The sequence below is a fragment of the Haladaptatus sp. DJG-WS-42 genome (assembly GCF_037198285.1).
In the GTDB taxonomy this organism is placed as follows: domain Archaea; phylum Halobacteriota; class Halobacteria; order Halobacteriales; family Halococcaceae; genus QDMS2.
In genome coordinates, this window is sequence record NZ_CP147243.1 from 2,561,393 (window position 1) to 2,581,369 (window position 19,977).

A 19,977-nucleotide genomic window follows, 5' to 3' on the forward strand; every position below is an offset into this window, starting at 1 on the left:
AACTACTGAGACACTGTGATACCGTGTACAGAGTTAGACAATTGTGCGCCTCACTCCGACCTGTCTACGACGAGTTCTGCCTGTCTACGGAGCCACAATCGCGTCGCTAGAAAACCAAATTCACTGAACCCCCTATTTCTGTCAGAACTACTACTATCTCTCGACTGGCAGTTTTATTGCTCTTTATATACTGTGAGGAGTTTCTACGCGATCCCATCTCCCTCTCGAAAATAGGCGTTTGAGCAACTCATGAGCGGAATTTCGAAATAACGTTCCTCATTGTTGTTTATACTCGAAACGAGCTGTCTCACTCTCAATGCGGTACTTCCGATAGCTCAGCGATGCGTTGTTTGAAAACATACCGTTCTGCTGTGTGGCTCTCGCTCGCACGCGAAACATACAAATTGGAAATTTTCCAGAATTTCCCCGCAATAGGAAGAATAAAATACTACTTCTCCACAAAGTGCTGGCCATATATGGACGTATGCACAGAGCGATTGCAGAATGACCTCGAAGCGAACGCCGAATTCGGCGCTGTCGCTGTCGAACGCGGTCGAAGTCGGACTGTTCTCACCGGCACCGAGGCAGATCGCAAGGCTCGTGATTTTCTCATCTCACGGCTCGAAGCCGCGGACCTGGCCGTTCATGTCGATGCTGTCGGGAACATCGTAGGTCGGTGGGAGCCAGAAAGTGCAGACCCCGATGCGCCACCAATTGCCGCGGGCAGCCACCTCGATTCGGTTCCCCGTGGTGGCATCTTCGACGGGCCACTCGGTGTCTACGCCGCCCTTGAAGCCGTCCGGGCCATGCAAGACGCAGCAATTGCACCGGAACGACCGATTGAGGTTGTCTCGTTCACCGAGGAGGAAGGCCAGCGCTTCGGTGGGGGACTGCTCGGCTCTGCGGTTGCCACTGGAGACTACACAGTCGAAGAAACGCTCGCGCTCACCGACGACGACGGTGTCTCACTCGAACACGTCCTTTCTGAGATTGGTTATCTTGGTGAGGGCATCGTTGATGCCAGTGCGTGGGACGCATGGTTCGAACTCCACATCGAACAGGACACCCGACTCGAAGCCGAAAACGTGAGTGCGGGGGTCGTGACGACGATTACCGGTATCACCCGCTGTACAATCGAGATTCTCGGTGAAGCGAACCACGCCGGAGCCACGCTGATGGGTGACCGAACCGACGCCCTCGCTGCGGCAAGTGAGTTCATCCTCGACATCGAGGCGGCCACCAACGAGTACGTCGAACAGGAAAGCGAAACCGCGGTCGGAACCGTTGGCAAACTCGGCGTCTCACCGAACGCTCCAAACGTGATTGCCGGAGCAACCACGCTCACCGTAGACGTAAGAGACGTTGCCGAAGCGTCGATGGAACACATTGTGTCTGCGGCCAAAACGAGCCTTGCACGTCTCGAGAACGAACGCAATGTGGAAACGAGCTTCGACCGACCGTGGCATCGCGAACCCGTCCCAATGGCAAATCGGTGTCGCGACGCACTCCACGTCGCTGGCGAAACGGCCGATATTTCGACGCTCGACCTCCACTCCGGGGCTGCCCACGACACGATGAACGTGGCGGCAGTCACGGACGCAGCGCTGTTGTTCGCGCCATCCAAAGACGGCATCTCTCACTCACCGCTCGAGTGGACCGATTGGGAGGACTGTGCAGCAGCAACCCGCGTTCTCGCCGGGGCGATGGCTGACCTCGCCTGTCAGTAGCGCTCGATTCGCTGTTTGTCCACCGTTCATCACCATCTCCTCGTCCGATTGTACCTACGCGACAGACTGTATTGCATCGGTTGTCGCCAAAAAACAGCTGATTAGAGTAATAAATATTAGTTTGCGCACGCGCACGCGCGCGGAAAGTAATAATAATTTACCCCAAATGTCGCTTCTGAGGTTGTCGCAAATGAGAACACCCCCTAAATCAGCCGTCTCCTACCGTTTCAGTTCGTCTCTGATTCGTTTGTGCCATTCGTAATTTTGACAGTCAGGTTATAATTCGACCCACGCATGTGGGTTTCAACCGTTTTCCACGATTGTTCGAGGGGGAAACGGCTATGTGCCAACGGTTCATGGTTTACACATGGCTGAATTGCCGGGCGATCGCTCTTCTCGCACGTTACAGACGGTGAGCACGTCGGCCGACATCATCACCACGCTTGTCGAACTCGATGGCGCTCGCGTCACCGAACTTGCGAATCACCTCAACCTCTCGAAAAGCGCCGTTTACAACCACCTCACGACGCTTCGACAGAAGAATCTCGTCGTCAAATCGGGCGATGACTACGAACTGAGCTACCAGTTCCTCCTCCTCGGAGAGTACGTCCGCAACCGCTCACAGATTTATCGCGTTGCCCGCCCCGAACTCGACCGACTCGCAGAGGAGTGTGGCGAGTACGTCCACCTCTCGACCGAACAACATGGGCTTGGCATCAACCTCTACAAAGTCCACGGCCCGAAAGCAGTCGGCAGCGACTACCAGACCGCGAAACTCCAGAAACCGGATTACTTACACTACTCTGCAACCGGCAAAGCACTCCTCGCGGAACTCCCGCGAGAGCGCGTCGACACCATCGTCGAGCGCCACGGTCTCGTCTCTCGGACGGCGAACACGATTACCACTGCAGCGGACCTCCACGAGGAGTTAGCGCGTATCCGCGAGCAAGGCTATTCGTGCAACGACGAAGAAGAAATCGAAGGGCTGCGGGCTGTTGGTGCGTCCATCTGCGACCGTGAAGGAACCGTCCTCGGCTCGCTCAGCGTTTCCGGGCCGACCAGTCGCCTCAAAGGCGACCGCTTTCACGAGACGATTCCAGAACTGGTGATGAGCACGGCAAACGTCATCGAAGTGAACATCAATATGTCAGACCAAAGCTCGAATTTGCCAAACCTGTCGTAGCGTTCCTCTCCACTCGCTAGTACGTCTTTTCGTTTTCACCTCCTCCGTTTCACAAATGTGGGGTCAGTGTTTTCGCTTCCAAAACTGTTGTTTTGGTTTCGTAAAGACCACTCACTCAAACGAGGTGTTTTATACGCAAAATATGATTGAATTTCGATAAATCAGTGAAACGAAGAGAACGGTGGGCGGTTAGTCGTCGCCGAGCGACGAGATGGCGCCCTTGAGACCAGCCTGTGTCTCTTCTGTTTGCTTCGTAATCCGCCAGCCAGTCAGCCCCATCGCGACGAGGATGAGCGGCGAGAGGAAGCCAAGGAAGTAGTACGGCGCGTAGCCTTGGAGCCCCATCGAACCGGCGAACGGCGCGACGCCGAGGACGCCAGTCATGTAGATTGCACCGGCGTTCCACGGAATGAGCGCGCTCGTCGTCGTCCCTGCGGCTTCGATGCCACGAGAGAGGTTGCGGCTCTCTAAGTCGAAGTCCTCGTAGAGGCCACGGAGGCTCATCCCGGGGACGACGATGCTCATGTACTGCTCTGCGGCGAGGATGTTCATGCCAAAGGCGGAGACGGCCGTCCCGATGGTCAGGCCAGCGACCGACGTGATGGCCTTGCTCAGGTGGTGGGTCAACACGGCGATAACGCCCGTGCGTTCTAAGATACCACCGAGTGCGAGTGCGGCGACAACGATGGTAATGGTCCATGCCGAATCGCCTACGACGCCGCCGGAGGCGAGGAGGCCATTGACAAGCTCAGAACCGGTCTCTGGTTCCGTGCCATACATCGGCACTTCCCACGCGGCGACGAAGTTCGCAACCGTGAGTGGCCCTTGGAGGAAGAACTGCGTGAACACACCCGCGAAGATGCCCGCGCCGAGTGCTGGCAGGGCGGGGAAGCCGGTGAGTGCGAGGCCAAAGGTGATGAGCAGCGGCAAGAAGACGAGCGGCGAGAGGTTGTACGTTCCTGCAATTGCCGACTGGATGTTCCCCACGCTCTCTGCTGGAATCGCGCCAGCGGCGTTGAGCCCGAGGATGGTGTAGAGGACGAGCGAAATCCCCATCGCAATCGACGTCCCGACGCGCATGGTGCGCACGTGGGTCATGAGGTCGGTGTTCGTGACGGCCGCAGCGAGATTCGTGGTGTCTGAGAGCGGCGAGATTTTGTCGCCTGTGTACGCCCCCGTGAGGACCGCGCCAGCGGTCATCTGCTCGGGGACGCCAAGCCCGGCTCCGATGCCGATGAACGCAACACCGAGCGTCCCGGCGGTGGTCCACGAGGAGCCAATGGAGAAGGCGACGATGGCCGCGAGCAGTGCAGTCGCGGGGAGGAACACCTGCGGATTCAGGATATCGAGGCCGTAGTAGATGAGTGCGGGAATCGTGCCCGACCCCGTCCACGTGGCGATGAGCAGGTAGATGATGAAGATAATCAGTATCGCTTGCATCCCCATGCGCAGTCCATCAACGATGCCTTCGTACATGCGAGTCCACGAAATGCCAATCCAGTAGCGCCCGACAAGCCCGGTGAGGACGATGCCCCACAACAGCGGCATGTGGGCGTCGAGGCCAAGCCCGATTGCACCGACACTCAGGAAGGTGAGCATCCCGAGAACGGGCACCAATGCCTGGAACAGCGTCGGTCGTTCCTCGACTGGAATGTCGTCGTACGAGAGCGGTTCGAATGACAGTGTTGCCATCTCTGCTTCGGCTTATTTCCAAGGCGCATATGAAGGTGTCTATCGTATGCACGAAGGACATTCAATGGCATGGGAGAGGTTGCTTCTCGCGGGTGGCTCTGGCATACGTTGGCACAAGAAACTGTTTGAGAATATTATCTGTCTGGTGTCTGCTCTAACGTCGTCTGCTCGAACTGCTCTCGCAATCGCTTCTTATCGAACTTTCCAGTTGCAGTTTTCGGCACTTCATCGACGAACAAGATGGTGTCGGGGAGCCACCAGCGCGGGTAGGAGTCGCTCAAAAATTCCCGCACTTCGTCTGCGGTGAGCGTGCTTTCAGGTCGCAGTTTCAGCGTCGCTGCGGGGCGCTCTTGCCACTTCTCGTGGGGGATTGCGAACACCGCGGCTTCCGTGATTTCGTCGTGACCCATCAGCTGATTTTCGAGTTCGATGCTCGAAATGTACTCGCCACCGCTTTTGATGATATCTTTGTCTCGGTCGACGAGCTCGATGTAGCCGTGGTCGTCTACGGTGACGATGTCGCCTGTTTTGAGCCAGTCGCCTTCGAAGCTGTCTGCGGTCGCATCCGGTCGATTGTAGTACTCGTCTACGACGGTTGGCCCGCGGATCCAGAGTTCGCCAAACGTTTCGCCGTCCCACGGTATCTCTTCACCTTTGGTGTTCACGACTTTCATGTCGAGGCTTGGAGCTAGAATGCCCTGCTTGGCCCGTTTTTCGAACTGGCGTTCTTGTGGCCAGTCGCGCATGTAGGATTTTGGCCGCGACACACTGGAGATGCTCATCGTTTCGGTCATCCCCCATGCTTGGTCGATGGTGACGCCGTACTCCTCTTCGTAGGTTCGCATGACACCTTCGGGGACGGCGCTCCCTCCCGCGACGATGCGGTCGAGCGAGGAGATGTCCACGTCGTGTTCGTCGAGATATTCGAGCATGGAAATCCACACCGTCGGCACACCGCCGGTGAGCGTCACGCCTTCTGTCTCGATGAGATGGGCGAGTTCTTCGACGGTCGGTGAGGGGCCGGGGAACACCTGTTTTGCGCCCGCGACGGTCGCTGCGTAGGGAAGCCCCCACGCATTGACGTGGTACATCGGAACGGTATGGAGCACCACGTCAGATTCGTCAATGCACATGCTCGCAGGCGACATGAGCATCATGCCGTGGGCATACAGCATCGACTGGGTGTACTCGACACCCTTTGGCTTGCCCGTGGTGCCCGACGTATAACACATGCTCGCCGGTTGGCCTGGGTCGAGTTCCGGCCACTCGACCGTTGCGTCTTCGACTACGATGTCGTCGTAGGCAACTGCTGGAAGGTCGGTGTCAGGGACAGAATCGCTCATGACCACGACGTGTTCGACACAGTCGATAGCATCCCAGACGCGCTCGACTGTTTTGAGCGGGTCACCCGGGTCTACGAGCAAAACGGAATCTTGGGCGTCGTTTACGATGTACGAAACGTGACTGTCGGGGAGGACGGCGTTGATGGTGTGAAGCTGGCCACCAGAGAGCGGAACGGCGAAGTACGCCTCGTAGTGGCGGTGGTGGTTGTAGCCAATCGTCCCGATGCGCGCCCCTTCAGCGACGCCAAGTTCAGCAAGCCCGGCGGCGAGTCCGGCAACGCGGTCTTCGAACTCCGCATACGTGTACCGTCGGTCTCCATCCGGCGGGCACGAAACGACTTCTTTCTCCGGAAAGAGCCGTGTCGCCCGGGTGAAGTACGACAGAAGCGTCATGTTTGAAGATGGCATTCAGTACTCTCACAGTTGTCCCATTGTAACATATAACACGTTGGGTACCGGGCAAAACTTGTCTAGTTACCATTTCTGAAAATTCACCACACGCGACATTGGCGATTAACCATTGTATTTGATTTTGCACAAGTTACGTTTATCACTGCGCTCCGGGAACGTGTGAGCCATGGGAACGATTGAACCACCAGAGCTCGCTTCCGATGACCTCGTCGAAAACCTCATCGAAGCCGGTGATCTGCTCCCAATTGGCGCACCGTTCTATCCTGGTGAAACCGACATTCCTCCGTACCAGCTTGCATGGGGTATCATTGGCGACGACGACGGCGAACCTATCCACGGCGAACCGCTCAACGATGAGGCAGAAAAAGAAATCGTCGTGCCGGTCGAAGAGCCCGGCCCGATGGACGCCCTCGTCTACCTGCTCACTTCCGAAGTCAACTTCAACGACTCGTGGGCAATCGCGGGTGACCCCGTCTCGACGTTCAAAGGCCACGACATTCCGTGGCACATCACCGGCTCCGGCGGCCTTGGCTACGTCGTCTCCGTCGGTGAGGCAATCGAAGAACAGGGCCGCATCGAAGTTGGCGACCTCGTAAACGTCTACGCCGGACAGTTCGACCCAATCGACCCGAAAGCGTCGAAAGACCCGATGTTCTCGAGCTACGAGATTCAGGGCTACCAGACGCCGGACGGCTCTCACCAGCAGTTCATGGTCGCCCAAGGCACGCAGCTGTTCAAACCACCACAGAACTTAAACCTCACCGAGGCCGGTTCCTACATTCTCACGATGGGCACCATCTACCGCGCCCTCTTTACCAGCCTCGACGTGGAGCCGAACTCGAACCTCTTCGTCGAAGGTGCATCCACCGGGACGGGCCGCGACGCCGTCGTCATGGCCGCGAGTCAGGGACTCAACGTCACGGGTCTCGTCTCCAGTGACGAACGCGCCCAGCGCGCTCGCGACGCCGGTGCGACCGCGACCATCAACCGCAAAGATGCGTCGCTCGTAGACGCCATGACCGACGTGCCACACGACCCCGACGAGTGGGCCGAGTGGGAAGCTGCGGGCGAACCGCTCCTCGACACCTACCGCGAACAAAACGACGGCGAACTCGCAGACTACGCCGTCTCGCACGCAGGGAAACTCGCCTTCTCGCGCAGCTACCAACTCCTTGGAGACGGCGGCCGCCTCACGTTCTACGGCGCTTCGACGGGCCACGAACTCTCCTTTATCGGGAAAGGCAGCAGCGTCGAACCCGAAGAGATGTTCTCGCGGGCACACCTCCGGCCCGGCCAGTCGGTGCTCGTCTGGTACGGCACGCCAGAAGACGTTTCCGGCACCGAAGACGCGGTTGCTGAGGACGCCATCGAGTCTGCACTCGGTAGTCGCGCACGCGTCGCCGTCATCACCGAAACCGACGAGCAGGCAGATTACGTCGAGAGCGAGTACGACGTGACGGGCGTCATCAGCCTCGAAACTCTCGCTGCAGAAAACGACTCCTTCGAGTTCATGGACAGCTTCCCATCGATCGACGACCCGAGCAATCTGGGCGCGTACATGGGCAAGATGTTCAAGCCACTCGGCATCGCGCTCGGTGGCATCCTGAAGTCGCCGAACAACCCGCGTGGCAACCCCGACGTGGTGTTCGAGCGCGCGGGCCAGAACACGCTCGCCGTCTCTTCGATGCTCTGTTTCCCATATCAGGGAAGCGTCGTCTTCGCAGAGGAGATGGCGGGCCGTCGCTACTCGTTTTACGCCCCGCAGGTCTGGATGCGCCAGCGGCGTATCTACATGCCGTCCACCGAAATCTTCGGGACGCACATGAAAAATCCGTGGGAGGTCGCCCAGATGAACGAAGCCATCGAACTCGATGCCTTCGGCGTCCCAGAAACCCACCTCACCGCGTGGGACGACGCGCCGAAAGCCCACCAAGACATGTGGGACAACACCCACGAGGAAGGCTCCTACGTCATCAACCACGCCCTGCCTGAAGACGGGCTTGCGGACGAAGCGGCCTTACTCGAAGCCTGGGACGAGCAGTAACCTCGCAATCCGCTTTTTCGGTGTGTTCTTCGCTCGCACGTATCTCCAATGAGTTATCCGTCGTGACCACATAATCCCACTGTGAGTGAAGAAGAAGGTGGGCGGAGGAACCTCCGCATGCCAAACAGCGACGAGATGTTCGCGGTCGTCACCGAGATGCTCGGTGGCAACCACGTCCGTCTCCAGTGTCAAGACGGGGAAACCCGGCTGGGACGCATTCCCGGCCGGATGAAGTATCGGACATGGATTAACGAGGATGACGTGGTTCTCATCGAACCGTGGTCGTGGCAAGACGAGAAGGCCAACATCGAGTGGCGCTACACCAAACAGGACGCCGCCCAGCTGCGCCGCGAAGGCCACATCCAGTAACGATTCTCCTCTGAACCCGCAGTCGGGTGTCAGCCTGTTCTTTTCGCTTTGTGACTGAGAGCACTGGCTCTCCGCTCGAAAAAGTAAAATGAAGCCTGCTCAGCGTCCGACGTTTGCTGCACGCTCGACGATGTCTTCGCCGTACAACGCCGCCAAGTCGTCGTGTTGGTCTGGCCGATTCTCGTAGACGTCTTGGAAGAGTGCAATCGGGGTCATCGCTGCTTGGAAGGTCGCTTCGTCCCACATCCGGTCTTTGTTGATGGCGATGTCGACCTCGCCGATGCGAATCGTCGCCGACTGCGTGATGGCGATTGCGCCTCTGCCCGCGTCGCGCGCCGTCTCGAACTCTTCCATCGAGTCCACGATATCGTCCATGCTCGGGACGTAGACGGTCAGATTCAACAGTTCCTCTCGGAGTTCGTCTTCTGTGAGTTCCTGCTCGTCGGTGCCCACGCGGAGGACGTAGCCACCGTCGGTCTCTGTGACCGACACGCGGTCGCCGTCGTACACCTGCACGCCGTCTTCGGGCGTGAGTTCGACCCGGCGGTCTCCGGCTTCGATGTGCCAGCTTCCGGTCTTCGGTGGGAGTGGTCCTTTGTTCGCTTCGACCACTTGGCCGGGTGTGAGCGACCAGATGCCAAGCATCCCCTTCGCGTGATTCTCGGTCATGCGAGTGTGGTAGCCTTCGACGTCGCGGATATTGTCGTACGGTCCATCGACCGCGATGAGACCCGCGGCGCTCGCTGCACGCGAGGTGTTGTGGCGCAGTTCCGGCCACGGAGGGAGCGACCCGGTGGGCGTCATCCCGCGCATGTCCTTCGTGTAGTCCACTTCACCGTCGACGAGCATGAACAGGCGTTCTAAGTTGTTCGTTGGCTTGCCCATCTCGTCGCGGAGGTGGCCCATCGCCAACTCGGCTTCACCGCTTTCGACGATGACGGACATGTTGATACTGCCCTCTGGCAGGCCGTGTTCGTGTTCGACGATGGTGATGAACTCGTCCGCTTTTTTCCAGTCGTCGATGTCGCCCACTTCGGGGATGACGAACCCGTCGATGTGCTCTATCGCGCCGCGCTCTGGGTCTGCGATTTCGAGCATGTGCTTGAAGCCTTGATAGCGGGTTGCCGGGCTGTCGCGGTGCCAGACAATGCGCGGATGGATTTCGCCGGGGAACTCCGCGCCGCCTTCTGAGACGACGTCGATGATGTTTTCGGCGCCTTCGTCGCGCATCGAGGGGGCGGTCGCGTCTTCATTGTCCGGAACCCACACGTCTGGGGCTTTCATCCCACGGAGCTTGATTGCGCTCCGGAGCATCTTCGCTGAGTCTTGCTCTCCTTCCACCGCGGTTGGCGTGGTGAAAAACGTTCGAACAAACTGTCTGCCGTGTATTCGTTCTGTCATTGGTAGTCTGCTTTGTCGGGTAGTTGATTAAATGCTATGTCAACTGCATGAGTGATACGGAAAAACGATTCGAGAGCGCTCAGTCGTCTGACTCTGCGAACCCTTCTGAAGATTCGATGCGCTCTCTGGCGAGTGGGTCGAACTGCTTTTCGATGTCCTGGTAGCGTGGAACGTTCGAGAGTTCGTGGTGGCTCTCGGTTGGGTGGCCGATGTACTTCTGTTCTAAGTCGAACTGCGCCTGTTCTGCGTTCTCTGCAAGGTTCTTCATGTCCTCGTAGGCGGCGTATGCGCCGGAGTGGAGCGCGAACAGCGTGATGAACTGGTACTTGTAGCCAAGGTCGCCGAGTTCTTGGAAGGTGAGTGGGTCTTCCTGCTCAGACCAGCGGAACGACGACGAGTAGTTGAACGCGAGTTTGAGGTCTGGGTGGGTCTCGTGAATCGTCTCTGCGTAGTTCACGGCGTCTTCGCGCGATGGGTCTGGCATCTCTGGCCAAACGAGGTCGACACCGGCGTCGGCGTAGATGCGCCCGCGCTCTAAGTGTTCTTCCCAGTCGCCGTTTGCGGAGCCGTAGGCGTCCGTGCGGGCGATGATGATAGTGTCTTCTGACTGTTTTGCGTCCACGGCGGCCTCGAAGCGGGCGCGGGCTTCGTCTCGGGAGACGATTTGCTTGCCCGCGATGTGGCCACAGCGCTTTGGCGAGACTTGGTCTTCGATGTGGACGGCGGCGACGCCGGCCTTCTCGTACTCTCGGACTGCACGTCGGACGTTGTGGATGCCGCCGTAGCCCGTGTCACAGTCTGCGATGACTGGGAGGTTCGTGGCTTCGCACATTCGCTTTGCGTTCTCGACCATCTCGGTCATCGTGACCATTTCTAAGTCAGGGAAGCCAAACTGGCCAAGCACGGTCGAGTAGCCGGACATGTAGGCTGCATCGTGGCCAGCCATCTCCGCGAGCCGGGCGTCTAAGGCGTGATAGAGGCCCGGGGCGAACACGTAGTCTTGGGTGTTGAGCTTGTTTCGGAGTTCGCGGGCTTTCGGGTTGTCGATGTCTTTGATGTCGAAGTTCGTGTCGGTGATGTAGTCGTCTAACATTGGAATGAGTCTCTCAGGTCTGTTTCGAGTTGGTCGAGTTGCGTTCGGAGCTGCGTGAGTTGTTCGTACAAGTCGGTCCGCGTTGGTTCTCGGTCGTCCTCGCCATCCGCGTAGATGTGCGGGACGAGTGGTGCGGTCAGGTCGTCAGTGTGTCGTGGCATGTGGTTCGACTGGGTGGGGTTGCTGGCTGGTAGGGAAGCTGTGCAGACCGGCGATGTACTGCTGTATGTACGCTCATGGTTTGTCACTACAACAAAGCGAACTACGAGCCAGTAAAAAACCTTTATGATTTATAATGTTAATATTCTATAATGGGGTTAATGGCTCTAGACAAATTCAAACAATATAAGTGACAAACCGTGACAAACCATTGTGGCCACTCGGCCCTCGGCTTCCGAAAAAGGCGCGTTCAGACCGACAGTTTGGTGTCGAGGTCGGGGCTACTGAACAGCATCTTTGCCTTTCGGGCGGCGTCGGTCGTTGCCTCCTTGTGATTTTCGAGCAACACCGTTTCGCTCGGGAACAGTCGTTCGCCGAGTTCGAGGCCATAGTCGCGCGCCGTCGAACCAGTCACCGTGAGATAGACGCCGAGGCCAACGTCCGCAATCGCTTCTTCTTCCTCGGTGCCTTCGTCTGGATAGCAGAAGGTGACATTCTCGATGGCCTCGGTGCCGAGGACGGCTTCCACGAGGCGTTCGTATCGCGGCGAGATACACAACGGCCCGTCGTGGGCTTTCACGAACTCGTGACCAAGGGGCACGTCTGGGCCGTCAGCCTTTTTCTCTTGACTCACGAGCAGCGTGTGATACACCGTATCGCCGAGGCCGGTCACGACGCGCACGTCCGTATCACGCGGGCTGATACGCGCGTTCAGGTCGGCAATGCGCGCGAGCGGCTCTTCGCGCAACTCGACTACCTCCTCTAACACGAGGTCTGCGCTATCAAAGCCAAGCGCAAACTCGTGTTTTCTGAGCGCGCGAAACGGTTCTTCACGCCCGACGAGTTGGACTTCCACGTCACCAACAGGCACGGTGACGCTGTCGAACACGATGCGGCGGGGCATCGCCTCGCGGTCGTCACGCAACAGCGTAAACTCGGGCGCTTCCGGGTCGGCTAAGTCGCTATAGTCGGCGAGCCGGTCGTAGACGGACTGCTCCGCGGCTTGCTTCCCCTTCGTGATGGCCTTCTCGTAGCGGAGCGTCGAGATGACGTGGTCTGCAACATTGTCGAACGGCGCGGTCTCGTCGAGTTCCCGGGCGCGAGCCGCGAGGCGCTCTAAGACGGCTTCGAGCGGGCGGCCCTTGCGTGGCACGGCGACCGGAATCGTCTCGGTCATTACCGAGTCCAAGGGACTGCCTGTAAAACAGATTGCGGTCCTTATTCGGAACTGCCGCCAAACACGCCAGCGAGCTGGTCGCGCCACTGCTTCATCTCCGCAACCGTCGCTTCTAACTCCGCTTGGGTTGCCTGTACCTCATCAAGGCGGCGCTTTTGTTTCTCGGTGAGTTCTGCAAGTTGTTCTTCCTGTTCTGCAACCACGTCGTCTATCGTCTCGTCGAGTCGGCTCACGTCGCCTTCGATGTCGTCTACGTCCCCGCGCACCTCTAACACGTCGTCTTCGAGCGCGCCCAGGTTACCGCGGACGGTCGCGGCTTGCTCATCCAGTTCGTTGATGTTGTCGCGCAGTTCGAGCGAGTCGTCTTCGAGCGTGCGAATCGATTTGTCGTTGGACGCAACGCGCTGGTTCAGGTCGTGGAGATCGTCGTTTATGTTTGCGAGTTCGCTCTTGAGATTGTCGAGGAGGTGGCGACCGGGGCCGTTTTCGTCGATAAACTCTTCGAGCGCGGACGTGTACGCTGTGAGGTCTGCGACCTGCGCCTGAATGTGTTTTACGCGCACGTCGTTGCTGTCGTCGTGGGCTTCTTCGGTCAGTTCCTCGCGCAACACGTCAAGTGCATCGCTCGACACGCGCCCTTCGCGCACTTCGGCTGCGAGCGCCGCCGCGACGTTGCCCGGCATGATGGAAGGCCCGCGACTCTCTGCTTCAGTCTCCTGTTCTGCTTCGTCCTCCGCGTCACTCTCTGCGGGTTCTGCAACTGGTTCGACAGGCTCGTCGGCACCGGCTGGGTGTTCAGCGTCGGCTTGCTCTTCGACTGCAGTTGGCGCTGGGTCGGGGTCTTCGAGTTCGAGTGGTTCGATTTCGTCTTCCTCGTCTGCTGGTTCGGGGTCTGGAATCTCGATCTCCTCGTGGTCCGTGTCTGCTGTATCTGCGCCTGGAAGCGTCTCTGTGGTGCCCGCGAGCACCTCGCGGACGACTTGATTGTTGTCCTCGCCGAGGACGGCTTCGACGTCTGCGCTCGCATCCACGACGACGAGTTCAGGCTCAGTGAGGAACGCCTCGATTCCCTCGTCGTCTACGTCTCGAATCCCGTAGACGGTCGTGTACGATTCGCCCGCCGCAACCGTCCGCTCGAAAACGATGTGGTCCTCTGCGACCGTCCAGTGACTCGCGCCGAACTCAGGGTGAAAGCCGAGGTCATCTTTCGGAATATTCTCCGGGGGGTAGTCAATGATGCGAACGAGCGCGTCGGCGTCGCGCTTGGATTCGACCACGAATTCGATAGCAGGAACCGGAAACTTCTCTGCTTGATAGGATTTCGTGACCGTGACATCCTCTAGAGAAACCGCGAGTTCTTCTGCGACGGGTGAGTTACTCATACTTCTGAATCTCTCCGGAAAATACATAAAACTACCCGAGAAATTCCATAAAAAATACAGTATTCGGCCCGTGCAAACGGGCTATAGAGAGGCGCAGTCGCCAATTTCTGCTATTTCAAGTCGTTTCGGATACTCGAAACGCCGTGCGTGGTCGTGGAGCGCAGTCGGGTCTGCGGTTAGCCCTTTCCACATATCCCAGTGACTTGGCAGTAAACGCTCGAGTTTGAGCGCCCGTGCGGCGTCGATAATCTCGTTTTCGTCCGCGTACCACTTCGTGTACTTCGGGACGCGCGTCTGTTTATCTGGAATCATCCCCGCAGAGCCGAAGGCGAGCACGCCGAGGTCGATGTCGTACTCCTCGCCGACCCGCTCGAATTTTTCGTGCGGCTTCGAGTCGCCGCCGTGGAAGAACGTCCCCGCGTCGTGTTCGATGACGTAGGAGACGGGGTGCGTGGCGTCTGGGTCGTGAGCGACTTCGACGGTGATGTCGAACTCGCCAACGGTGAGCGTGTCGCCTTCTGCGACCTCGTGGAACTGCCGCTCTGAGACGTCCCACGTCTCAGCCCAGCCTTCTTCCTTCGCCACCGCGAGGCTATCATCGGGAGCGTACATCGTCGCGCCCGTGTTTGCGAGGATGGGCGCTTGGCTCTCGCCGTGGACGTGGTCTGAGTGTTCGTGCGTACAGAGCAGCGCGTCAGCCTCAACAACGTCTTCGGGGTCGAACGGAACCGGAACCATGCGGAGCGTCCGGCCGGGGTCGCCCGTGCCGAGATACGGGTCGATGAACAGCGTCGTTCCTTCTGCGCCTTTGAGGATGAAGCCGTTGCATCCAAGATACCAGACGGAAACGCCCTCTGGCTCTGCCTCCGCAACCGTTTTCGGAAGCCAATCGCCCCAGTCTGAGTGAATCATGTGCGACACTGTGGCCACCACCGGCCTAAACGTGTCGTCTCCCCGGTGCTGGGCAAATCACCGGACGGAGGAACAAAGAGGCAGGAGGTTCTCACTCATTGTTAATGGTCTCCCTCCCGTCCGGGCGCTTCCTCTGGCAACTGGCCACCGTGCTTGCCGTTCTCGTCTCGTTTGTTGCGGTCTGGTGGCTCGACCGGCACGAAAGCCGGTGGGGCGACCCGCTCCGGAAACGACTCGTCCTCGGCGTGCCGTGGGGCACCCTCATCGTCATCGTCGGCGTCCTCTTCGTCTACCTGTTTCTCCAACAGGGCATCGCAGACTGGTATCGCCCGCTGGTCATTCCCTTCCGGGCGTGGTCGTATCTCTACCCGCTTGGTATCATCGCCGCGCCGTTCTCCCACGCGAGTCCCGGACACCTGCTGGGCAACCTCATCGGCACGCTCGCGCTCGCCCCGATTGCCGAGTACGCCTTCAGCCACTATCCCACAGAACGTGGCACGCAGACGTTTACCTCGTTTCGCACCAATCCGTTCGCGCGTATCCTCGCGTTCGTCGGCGCGGTCGTCGTCGTCGGCATCTTCACCGGCATGTTCGCGCTCGGCCCGGTTATCGGCTTTTCCGGCGTCGTGTTCGCCTTCGCCGGGTTCGCGCTCGTGCGCTATCCACTCACCACCATCATCGGGCTCTCTGCGAGCAGCGTCATCAGTCTCGTCTACAGCGCGCTCCGCACGCCAATCACTGAGGCCCAAGCTGGCCCCGTCTTCCAGACGCCGTGGTGGGCGTCGATTGCGATTCAGGGCCACGCACTCGGCCTGTTCGCGGGCGTCGTTCTCGGCGTGTTCCTCATCCACCGGCGCAAGGTCAGGCCAAACGCCTTCCGACTCTGGCTCGGCGCGCTCCTGTTCTCGGTCGGTCAAGGGCTCTGGGCCGTGTACTGGTTCCGCGGCGCTGAAACGTTCGTCCTCTATCGGGCGCTCGGCACGGCGCTCGTCTTTTCGCTCGCCGTCCTCATCGCCGTCGGCGTGAGCGCCTCAGACCGACCGCTCATCCGCGCACTCGACCTCTCTCGGTGGGAAGCAGCGTCCGGCCTGCTCGTTGTGGGACTGTTGCTCCTCAGCGTTCCGACTGTCCCGGTCAATCTCACGACGGTTGACGACCCGACCGCCCCCGGACTGAACGCCGTCGAGGTTCGAGACTACACCATCTCCTACGCAGAGGACGTACCGAATCAGATGATTCTCGCCATCAACGTGAGCGCGTTCAACGAGACGACGCGCGTGAACACCTCCGGCGTCATCGTCATCAGCGAACAACGACATATTTGGACAACGGCAGTGACGAGGGGGCGGTTGGCCTTCTCCGGTCAAGAAACCGTCCGCGTCGGCGGCGTTGGCTGGCAGGAAACCATCACGGTCACGAGAGACGGCTGGACGGTCGTTGACAATGCTTCTGTGTACAAAGTCCACCTCCAGCGCCCCGGTGCCCCAGAAACCCTCGCGTTCGTCTCTGACGAATCGCGCGCTGGATTCACGATCTCGAACAAAAACATCTCGCTCGTCCCATCACAGCTCGGCTACGACGTCATCGTCACGCGTGAGAACGAAACGCTCGACCGAGCCCTGCTCCCCGCGCCGAACGAAACCGTGGCGGTCGGCGGCCTCGACTTTACGCGAACAGATGATAAAATCTACGTGCGCGACAACGGCACACGCATCCAGGTGGCGGCGCGCGAAACCTACGAGGGGTAGCTTACCACTCGATGCGGAACACTTCGGTATCGAGCGTTCTCGATGCCTCGGTGTGGAACTCGAACTGTTTTGGCACCTCGAAGGCGGCCTGAAACGCGTGGGTGACCTCGCCGCCGTGGTCTGTGGCGAACGATTCGATGAACTGCTGACTTCCGGCGTTGTGTACCGAATAGGACACGCCCGCGAGCGCGGCGGCGGTCGCTAAGAATGCGCGGTCTGCGTGGACGTTGTCGTCCTGTGCGCCAAACGGCGGGTTCATCACGACGGTCGTTTGCTCGTCGGGGCAGAGCGGCAGGCGCGTGGCGTCTGCGTTCACCCATTCGATGTCGGTGCGCGTGCCGACACGACGTCTGTTCTCGCGGGCGGTTTGCAGCGGTTTTGGGTCTACGTCCACGCCCACGACGCGTGTGGGGCCGCGGAGGGCGGCGGCGAGCGCGAGCATGCCGGTGCCGGTACCTAAATCGACCACAAGGCGGTCTTCGACGTCGCCTTGCAAGTCGGCGATGTGAATGAGGTGTGCGGCAAGGTCGGGCGGCGTCCGGTACTGTTCGAGACTCGCTTTCGGTCGCTCGAACCCGGCGACGACAGCCAACTGTTGTTCGAGTGCGCGTTTGGTTCCCATTAGAGTGTAATTGGGCCTGTCACCTCAAGGGTGATTCCTTCTCGGTCTGCGCGCTCTCGGCACGCAGAGAGCGCGGGTCGCACCTTCTCAGGGTTTTCAACGGCATCGACGCTGACTGAGAGCGTCGTCGCGCCGAGGAAGTCCGCGACGCGGACGTACTCGCGCACGCGGTCGATTTCGCGCTGGGTGGCAAGCGAACAGTCCTCATCGAACGCCGCCGTGAGCCGCAGGCGTGAGGGGACGAAGTTGTTCTCTTTGAGTGCGCCGCGAAGCGACCGGAGGTACGCAGCCCCCGTCGAATCGAGTTCGGTCGCATCAAGGGTCACGGGAGTTGCATCATCTGGCTCACAGCAATCGAGGGCTCGGCTGACATCGTGGGTTGCGCTCATTGACACACCATTCCCCATAGACATACTAATAGTTTTGTGTATGCACAATAGTAATTATCTGGTGTGTGAGACGGGACGGTCACGTCCGCCTGAACTACCGCTAAGCACCGTGCACGCGTCTGTTTCGTATGAACGAGAAAGTGAAGCTCAACGAACTAGACGACGTACTCGGCGAACTCGACTATCCGCTCTCTCGGGGAGCCGTCACAACTGCGTGCGCGGACGTGACGCTGTTGCTCGCAGACGGCCACGAGAACCTGGGAGCGCTTCTCGAACGGTCACACGAAGATACGTTCGAGTCACAGGACGACCTGCTGAACGAAATTCTCGGCTTGCTCCCGCAACACGCGGTCGGAGAACCGTACCAGTCGGAAGGGGAGGGGTAACTTATTCGGTCTCGACGCTTCGCACGACGCCGAGAACCTCCCAGTCGTCATCACCGAGTTCGTAGCGCCGAACCGTGACCGGCGACCACCCCGTTTCCTCGACGACGGCCCGAATTTCGTACCGCATGGACGAGTCGTCTCGGGGACGCAGTTCCAGTCTTAGGCTCTCTGTCGGAACGTAGTCGATGGGCCCCGTCGTCCCTGAAATGACCGCGCCACCGAGGAGCGCCACCCGCACGTCTGCGCCGAGGTCAAGCCCGCCGAGTTGGGCTGCCTGCGATTTCACGTGGTGGTGCGAAACGGCGTGCCCCGGTGTGCCTTCTTTGAAGAATACAGCTTCGGTGACCGGCGCTAACCCCTCGGCTTCGAGTCGCACGTTTTCTTGCAGTACTCGCATGCTCAACAATCGTTGAATCTCGCGTAATCGAAACCCAATCGTGCGCAGTTCGGTGTTCGACTCCGGCCGTCGGCCCTCTCCCTGCGTCCCCGTCAATGCACCCTCGCTCATACCTGAAAATAGGCGATGGGAGCGGATAAACGTGCGCTGCGAGCGATGTTCACCAGGTCCCGTGGAACGTGTCGAATTCGAGTTCGTCGAGTGGTTTCTCGCCAATCGCAATCTCGTACTCACCGGGCGTGAGCATCGGCTTTTTGAACCGTGGTCCGTCGTCGGTCGTGATGCGCGGACAACCGGTGTTCACGTAGGCGTCGAACCCGAAGTTGAGCAGGCGGTCTGGGGTGACCTCGTCCATCGTGATGAGGTAGGCGTTCTCGTTGGTCTCTAAGATTTCTTGGGCAATCTCCCAGCGACCCTGCCCGATTTTGGTACAGAAGATAACGCCCCACGTCTCTGCATCCATCGCCTTGTGCACCGAGGCGTAGCGCTGTTTGAGGAACTTGTCGGTGTCTGCAATGGTGACGACCATGTTGACGGGGTCTGCGATGACGACCTTCTTGTCGGGGTGCTCCATGGCGAGCCCGAGCGGGTGGAACTTGCCGCCGCCCACGTAGAGCACGTGGTCTGCGTCGATGTCTGCAGAGGCGTAGTTACAGCCGAGCACCTGCCCTTCGTGGGTGAGGCGGTCGTCGCCGCGGCGGGTGTGGACGGTAAACCCTTCGGCTTCTAAGAAGTCGCGCATCTCGTCGAAGCGGTTCATGTGCTGGGCCGTGGTGACGAGGCCAACCTCATCGCCGTCGAGTTCGGCTAACGCCTCCTCCATGATGGGCGTGACTTCGACGTTCGAAAAGAGTGGCACGTAGATGATTTTGTCAGACTCCTTCATCGGCGAGTGGCCGAAGTGGACGAACACGTCGGTGCGGCGCATGAGGAAGGTATCGAGGTCGCAGGCACCGTAGCACGGCTGGCCCGAAATCATCACGGTCACGTCGTCAGGCAGGAGCGTGCGGAGGTCGTCTGCGACGGCAGGGCCGCGACGTTTTAAGCCTTCAGGAAATTGGAGGCCGACTTTCTTCGCATCGCGGTCTTCGACAGCGTCGATGATGCGGTCGAGTTCGTAGTCCCACTCCCGGTCGTGTTTGAGCGAGAGGCCCGTGTTTCGGAGGTCGCCTTCTGAGTACTCCGATTCGTTGGTCATTGCGCCTTCGTAGCGGCTACTGACGTTTAACAGCGACGTTTCCCCGACTGACCGTGTGTCCTAGCCACTCGTTAGGCACACGCTTCTCCGTTCACAGCTCCATAGACCGGCCTCAGTATGCGTAAAATTCGTCGTTCAACTCACCCGGCCAGTGCTCGTGGTGACCGGTCACCGTTTGCTACATTCTCCGCGTGCAGAATTTAGCATCGGCTTACACCAATCGTCCTTCTCTCGCGGATATTCACGTTGTCCATAACAAAACCGACTCCAGTCGGAGAGTGACATATGGGTGCCACAGTCGACGAGCGAACTCTGTTTCACCACCGAACAGCAGGAGGACGGAC

The 19,977-nt window shown here is 59.3% G+C and carries 18 protein-coding genes; 6 read left to right on the plus strand and 12 right to left on the minus strand.

Translation table 11 applies throughout. The features are described 5' to 3' along the window. Positions 1-476 precede the first annotated feature (476 nt). Together V5N47_RS13860 and V5N47_RS13865 are read left to right on the plus strand one after the other, a co-directional pair. Positions 477-1,727: a Zn-dependent hydrolase gene (locus V5N47_RS13860; RefSeq protein ID WP_338728331.1), complete on the plus strand. Its 1,251-nt coding sequence runs from the start codon at positions 477-479 to the stop codon at positions 1,725-1,727. A gap of 367 nt (positions 1,728-2,094) precedes the next feature. Beyond that, positions 2,095-2,910 (plus strand): IclR family transcriptional regulator, encoded by an 816-nt coding sequence (locus V5N47_RS13865; protein ID WP_338728333.1) that lies wholly within the window; start codon positions 2,095-2,097, stop codon positions 2,908-2,910. Between the two features lie 189 nt (positions 2,911-3,099). On the opposite strand, the gene V5N47_RS13870 is transcribed toward V5N47_RS13865, so the two are convergent. Both V5N47_RS13870 and V5N47_RS13875 read right to left on the minus strand, forming a co-directional pair. Next, the gene (locus V5N47_RS13870; protein ID WP_338728335.1) at positions 3,100-4,602 is read right to left on the minus strand and encodes a Na+/H+ antiporter NhaC family protein; all 1,503 of its coding nucleotides are present in this window, start codon (positions 4,600-4,602) and stop codon (positions 3,100-3,102) included. Between the two features lie 134 nt (positions 4,603-4,736). Further along, positions 4,737-6,353, minus strand: a complete 1,617-nt coding sequence (locus tag V5N47_RS13875; RefSeq protein ID WP_338728336.1) for a long-chain fatty acid--CoA ligase — start codon at positions 6,351-6,353, stop codon at positions 4,737-4,739. Positions 6,354-6,522: 169 nt separating this feature from the next. On the opposite strand from V5N47_RS13875, the gene V5N47_RS13880 reads away from it, so the two are divergent. Together V5N47_RS13880 and eif1A are read left to right on the plus strand one after the other, a co-directional pair. Further along, on the plus strand, positions 6,523-8,400 hold the full coding sequence (locus V5N47_RS13880; protein WP_338728338.1) for a zinc-binding dehydrogenase: 1,878 nt from the start codon (positions 6,523-6,525) through the stop codon (positions 8,398-8,400). Positions 8,401-8,481: 81 nt separating this feature from the next. Next, positions 8,482-8,769, plus strand: a complete 288-nt coding sequence (gene eif1A, locus V5N47_RS13885; RefSeq protein WP_338728340.1) for a translation initiation factor eIF-1A — start codon at positions 8,482-8,484, stop codon at positions 8,767-8,769. A 99-nt stretch (positions 8,770-8,868) separates the two neighbouring features. Here the strand turns inward: eif1A and aceB are convergent, their stop codons facing one another. From aceB to V5N47_RS13915, 6 genes are all read right to left on the minus strand, one after another. Further along, a complete protein-coding gene (aceB, locus tag V5N47_RS13890) occupies positions 8,869-10,170 on the minus strand; it encodes a malate synthase AceB (protein WP_338728341.1) in 1,302 nt (433 codons plus the stop codon). A gap of 79 nt (positions 10,171-10,249) precedes the next feature. Then, positions 10,250-11,263, minus strand: coding sequence for an isocitrate lyase (gene aceA, locus V5N47_RS13895; RefSeq protein ID WP_338728343.1), 1,014 nt, complete (start codon positions 11,261-11,263; stop codon positions 10,250-10,252). Continuing rightward, positions 11,257-11,424 (minus strand): hypothetical protein, encoded by a 168-nt coding sequence (locus V5N47_RS13900; protein WP_338728345.1) that lies wholly within the window; start codon positions 11,422-11,424, stop codon positions 11,257-11,259. The genes aceA and V5N47_RS13900 overlap by 7 nt, the downstream gene beginning before the upstream one ends. Positions 11,425-11,672: 248 nt before the next feature. Continuing rightward, a complete protein-coding gene (locus V5N47_RS13905; protein WP_338728346.1) occupies positions 11,673-12,599 on the minus strand; it encodes a hypothetical protein in 927 nt (308 codons plus the stop codon). Positions 12,600-12,640: 41 nt separating this feature from the next. Beyond that, positions 12,641-13,981, minus strand: a complete 1,341-nt coding sequence (locus V5N47_RS13910; RefSeq protein WP_338728347.1) for a hypothetical protein — start codon at positions 13,979-13,981, stop codon at positions 12,641-12,643. 81 nt (positions 13,982-14,062) lie between these two features. Further along, positions 14,063-14,893 (minus strand): MBL fold metallo-hydrolase, encoded by an 831-nt coding sequence (locus tag V5N47_RS13915; RefSeq protein WP_338728348.1) that lies wholly within the window; start codon positions 14,891-14,893, stop codon positions 14,063-14,065. Positions 14,894-14,997: 104 nt separating this feature from the next. Here V5N47_RS13915 and V5N47_RS13920 point away from each other — a divergent pair, with 104 nt between their 5' ends. Continuing rightward, complete coding sequence (locus tag V5N47_RS13920; protein ID WP_338728349.1) at positions 14,998-16,641, plus strand: rhomboid family intramembrane serine protease; 1,644 nt, start codon at positions 14,998-15,000, stop codon at positions 16,639-16,641. 1 nt (position 16,642) lies between these two features. On the opposite strand, the gene V5N47_RS13925 is transcribed toward V5N47_RS13920, so the two are convergent. Both V5N47_RS13925 and V5N47_RS13930 read right to left on the minus strand, forming a co-directional pair. Continuing rightward, positions 16,643-17,263 carry an METTL5 family protein gene (locus tag V5N47_RS13925; RefSeq protein ID WP_338728351.1) on the minus strand — a complete coding sequence of 207 codons (621 nt, stop codon included), beginning with the start codon at positions 17,261-17,263 and terminating at the stop codon, positions 16,643-16,645. Then, positions 17,263-17,652, minus strand: a complete 390-nt coding sequence (locus V5N47_RS13930; RefSeq protein WP_338728353.1) for a hypothetical protein — start codon at positions 17,650-17,652, stop codon at positions 17,263-17,265. Before V5N47_RS13930 ends, V5N47_RS13925 begins: the two co-directional genes overlap by 1 nt. A gap of 128 nt (positions 17,653-17,780) precedes the next feature. On the opposite strand from V5N47_RS13930, the gene V5N47_RS13935 reads away from it, so the two are divergent. Continuing rightward, a complete protein-coding gene (locus tag V5N47_RS13935; RefSeq protein WP_338728355.1) occupies positions 17,781-18,038 on the plus strand; it encodes a hypothetical protein in 258 nt (85 codons plus the stop codon). Between the two features lies 1 nt (position 18,039). Here the strand turns inward: V5N47_RS13935 and V5N47_RS13940 are convergent, their stop codons facing one another. Both V5N47_RS13940 and dph2 read right to left on the minus strand, forming a co-directional pair. Then, positions 18,040-18,546, minus strand: a complete 507-nt coding sequence (locus tag V5N47_RS13940) for a hypothetical protein (protein WP_338728357.1) — start codon at positions 18,544-18,546, stop codon at positions 18,040-18,042. Positions 18,547-18,595: 49 nt separating this feature from the next. Further along, complete coding sequence (gene dph2 / locus V5N47_RS13945; protein ID WP_338728358.1) at positions 18,596-19,633, minus strand: diphthamide biosynthesis enzyme Dph2; 1,038 nt, start codon at positions 19,631-19,633, stop codon at positions 18,596-18,598. Positions 19,634-19,977: the final 344 nt, after the last annotated feature.

Excerpts from the sequence above, each read along its gene's own strand:
- V5N47_RS13880 (WP_338728338.1), top strand. The coding sequence starts at position 6,523 with ATGGGAACGATTGAACCACCAGAGCTCGCTTCCGATGACCTCGTCGAA.
- V5N47_RS13920 (WP_338728349.1), top strand. The coding sequence starts at position 14,998 with ATGGTCTCCCTCCCGTCCGGGCGCTTCCTCTGGCAACTGGCCACCGTG.
- V5N47_RS13870 (WP_338728335.1), bottom strand. The coding sequence starts at position 4,602 with ATGGCAACACTGTCATTCGAACCGCTCTCGTACGACGACATTCCAGTC.
- V5N47_RS13875 (WP_338728336.1), bottom strand. The coding sequence starts at position 6,353 with ATGCCATCTTCAAACATGACGCTTCTGTCGTACTTCACCCGGGCGACA.
- V5N47_RS13940 (WP_338728357.1), bottom strand. The coding sequence starts at position 18,546 with ATGAGCGAGGGTGCATTGACGGGGACGCAGGGAGAGGGCCGACGGCCG.
- V5N47_RS13925 (WP_338728351.1), bottom strand. The coding sequence starts at position 17,263 with ATGGGAACCAAACGCGCACTCGAACAACAGTTGGCTGTCGTCGCCGGG.
- V5N47_RS13910 (WP_338728347.1), bottom strand. The coding sequence starts at position 13,981 with ATGAGTAACTCACCCGTCGCAGAAGAACTCGCGGTTTCTCTAGAGGAT.
- V5N47_RS13865 (WP_338728333.1), top strand. The coding sequence starts at position 2,095 with ATGGCTGAATTGCCGGGCGATCGCTCTTCTCGCACGTTACAGACGGTG.
- V5N47_RS13900 (WP_338728345.1), bottom strand. The coding sequence starts at position 11,424 with ATGCCACGACACACTGACGACCTGACCGCACCACTCGTCCCGCACATC.
- V5N47_RS13930 (WP_338728353.1), bottom strand. The coding sequence starts at position 17,652 with ATGAGCGCAACCCACGATGTCAGCCGAGCCCTCGATTGCTGTGAGCCA.
- aceA (WP_338728343.1), bottom strand. The coding sequence starts at position 11,263 with ATGTTAGACGACTACATCACCGACACGAACTTCGACATCAAAGACATC.
- V5N47_RS13935 (WP_338728355.1), top strand. The coding sequence starts at position 17,781 with ATGAACGAGAAAGTGAAGCTCAACGAACTAGACGACGTACTCGGCGAA.
- V5N47_RS13915 (WP_338728348.1), bottom strand. The coding sequence starts at position 14,893 with ATGATTCACTCAGACTGGGGCGATTGGCTTCCGAAAACGGTTGCGGAG.
- dph2 (WP_338728358.1), bottom strand. The coding sequence starts at position 19,633 with ATGACCAACGAATCGGAGTACTCAGAAGGCGACCTCCGAAACACGGGC.
- aceB (WP_338728341.1), bottom strand. The coding sequence starts at position 10,170 with ATGACAGAACGAATACACGGCAGACAGTTTGTTCGAACGTTTTTCACC.
- V5N47_RS13905 (WP_338728346.1), bottom strand. The coding sequence starts at position 12,599 with ATGACCGAGACGATTCCGGTCGCCGTGCCACGCAAGGGCCGCCCGCTC.
- V5N47_RS13860 (WP_338728331.1), top strand. The coding sequence starts at position 477 with ATGGACGTATGCACAGAGCGATTGCAGAATGACCTCGAAGCGAACGCC.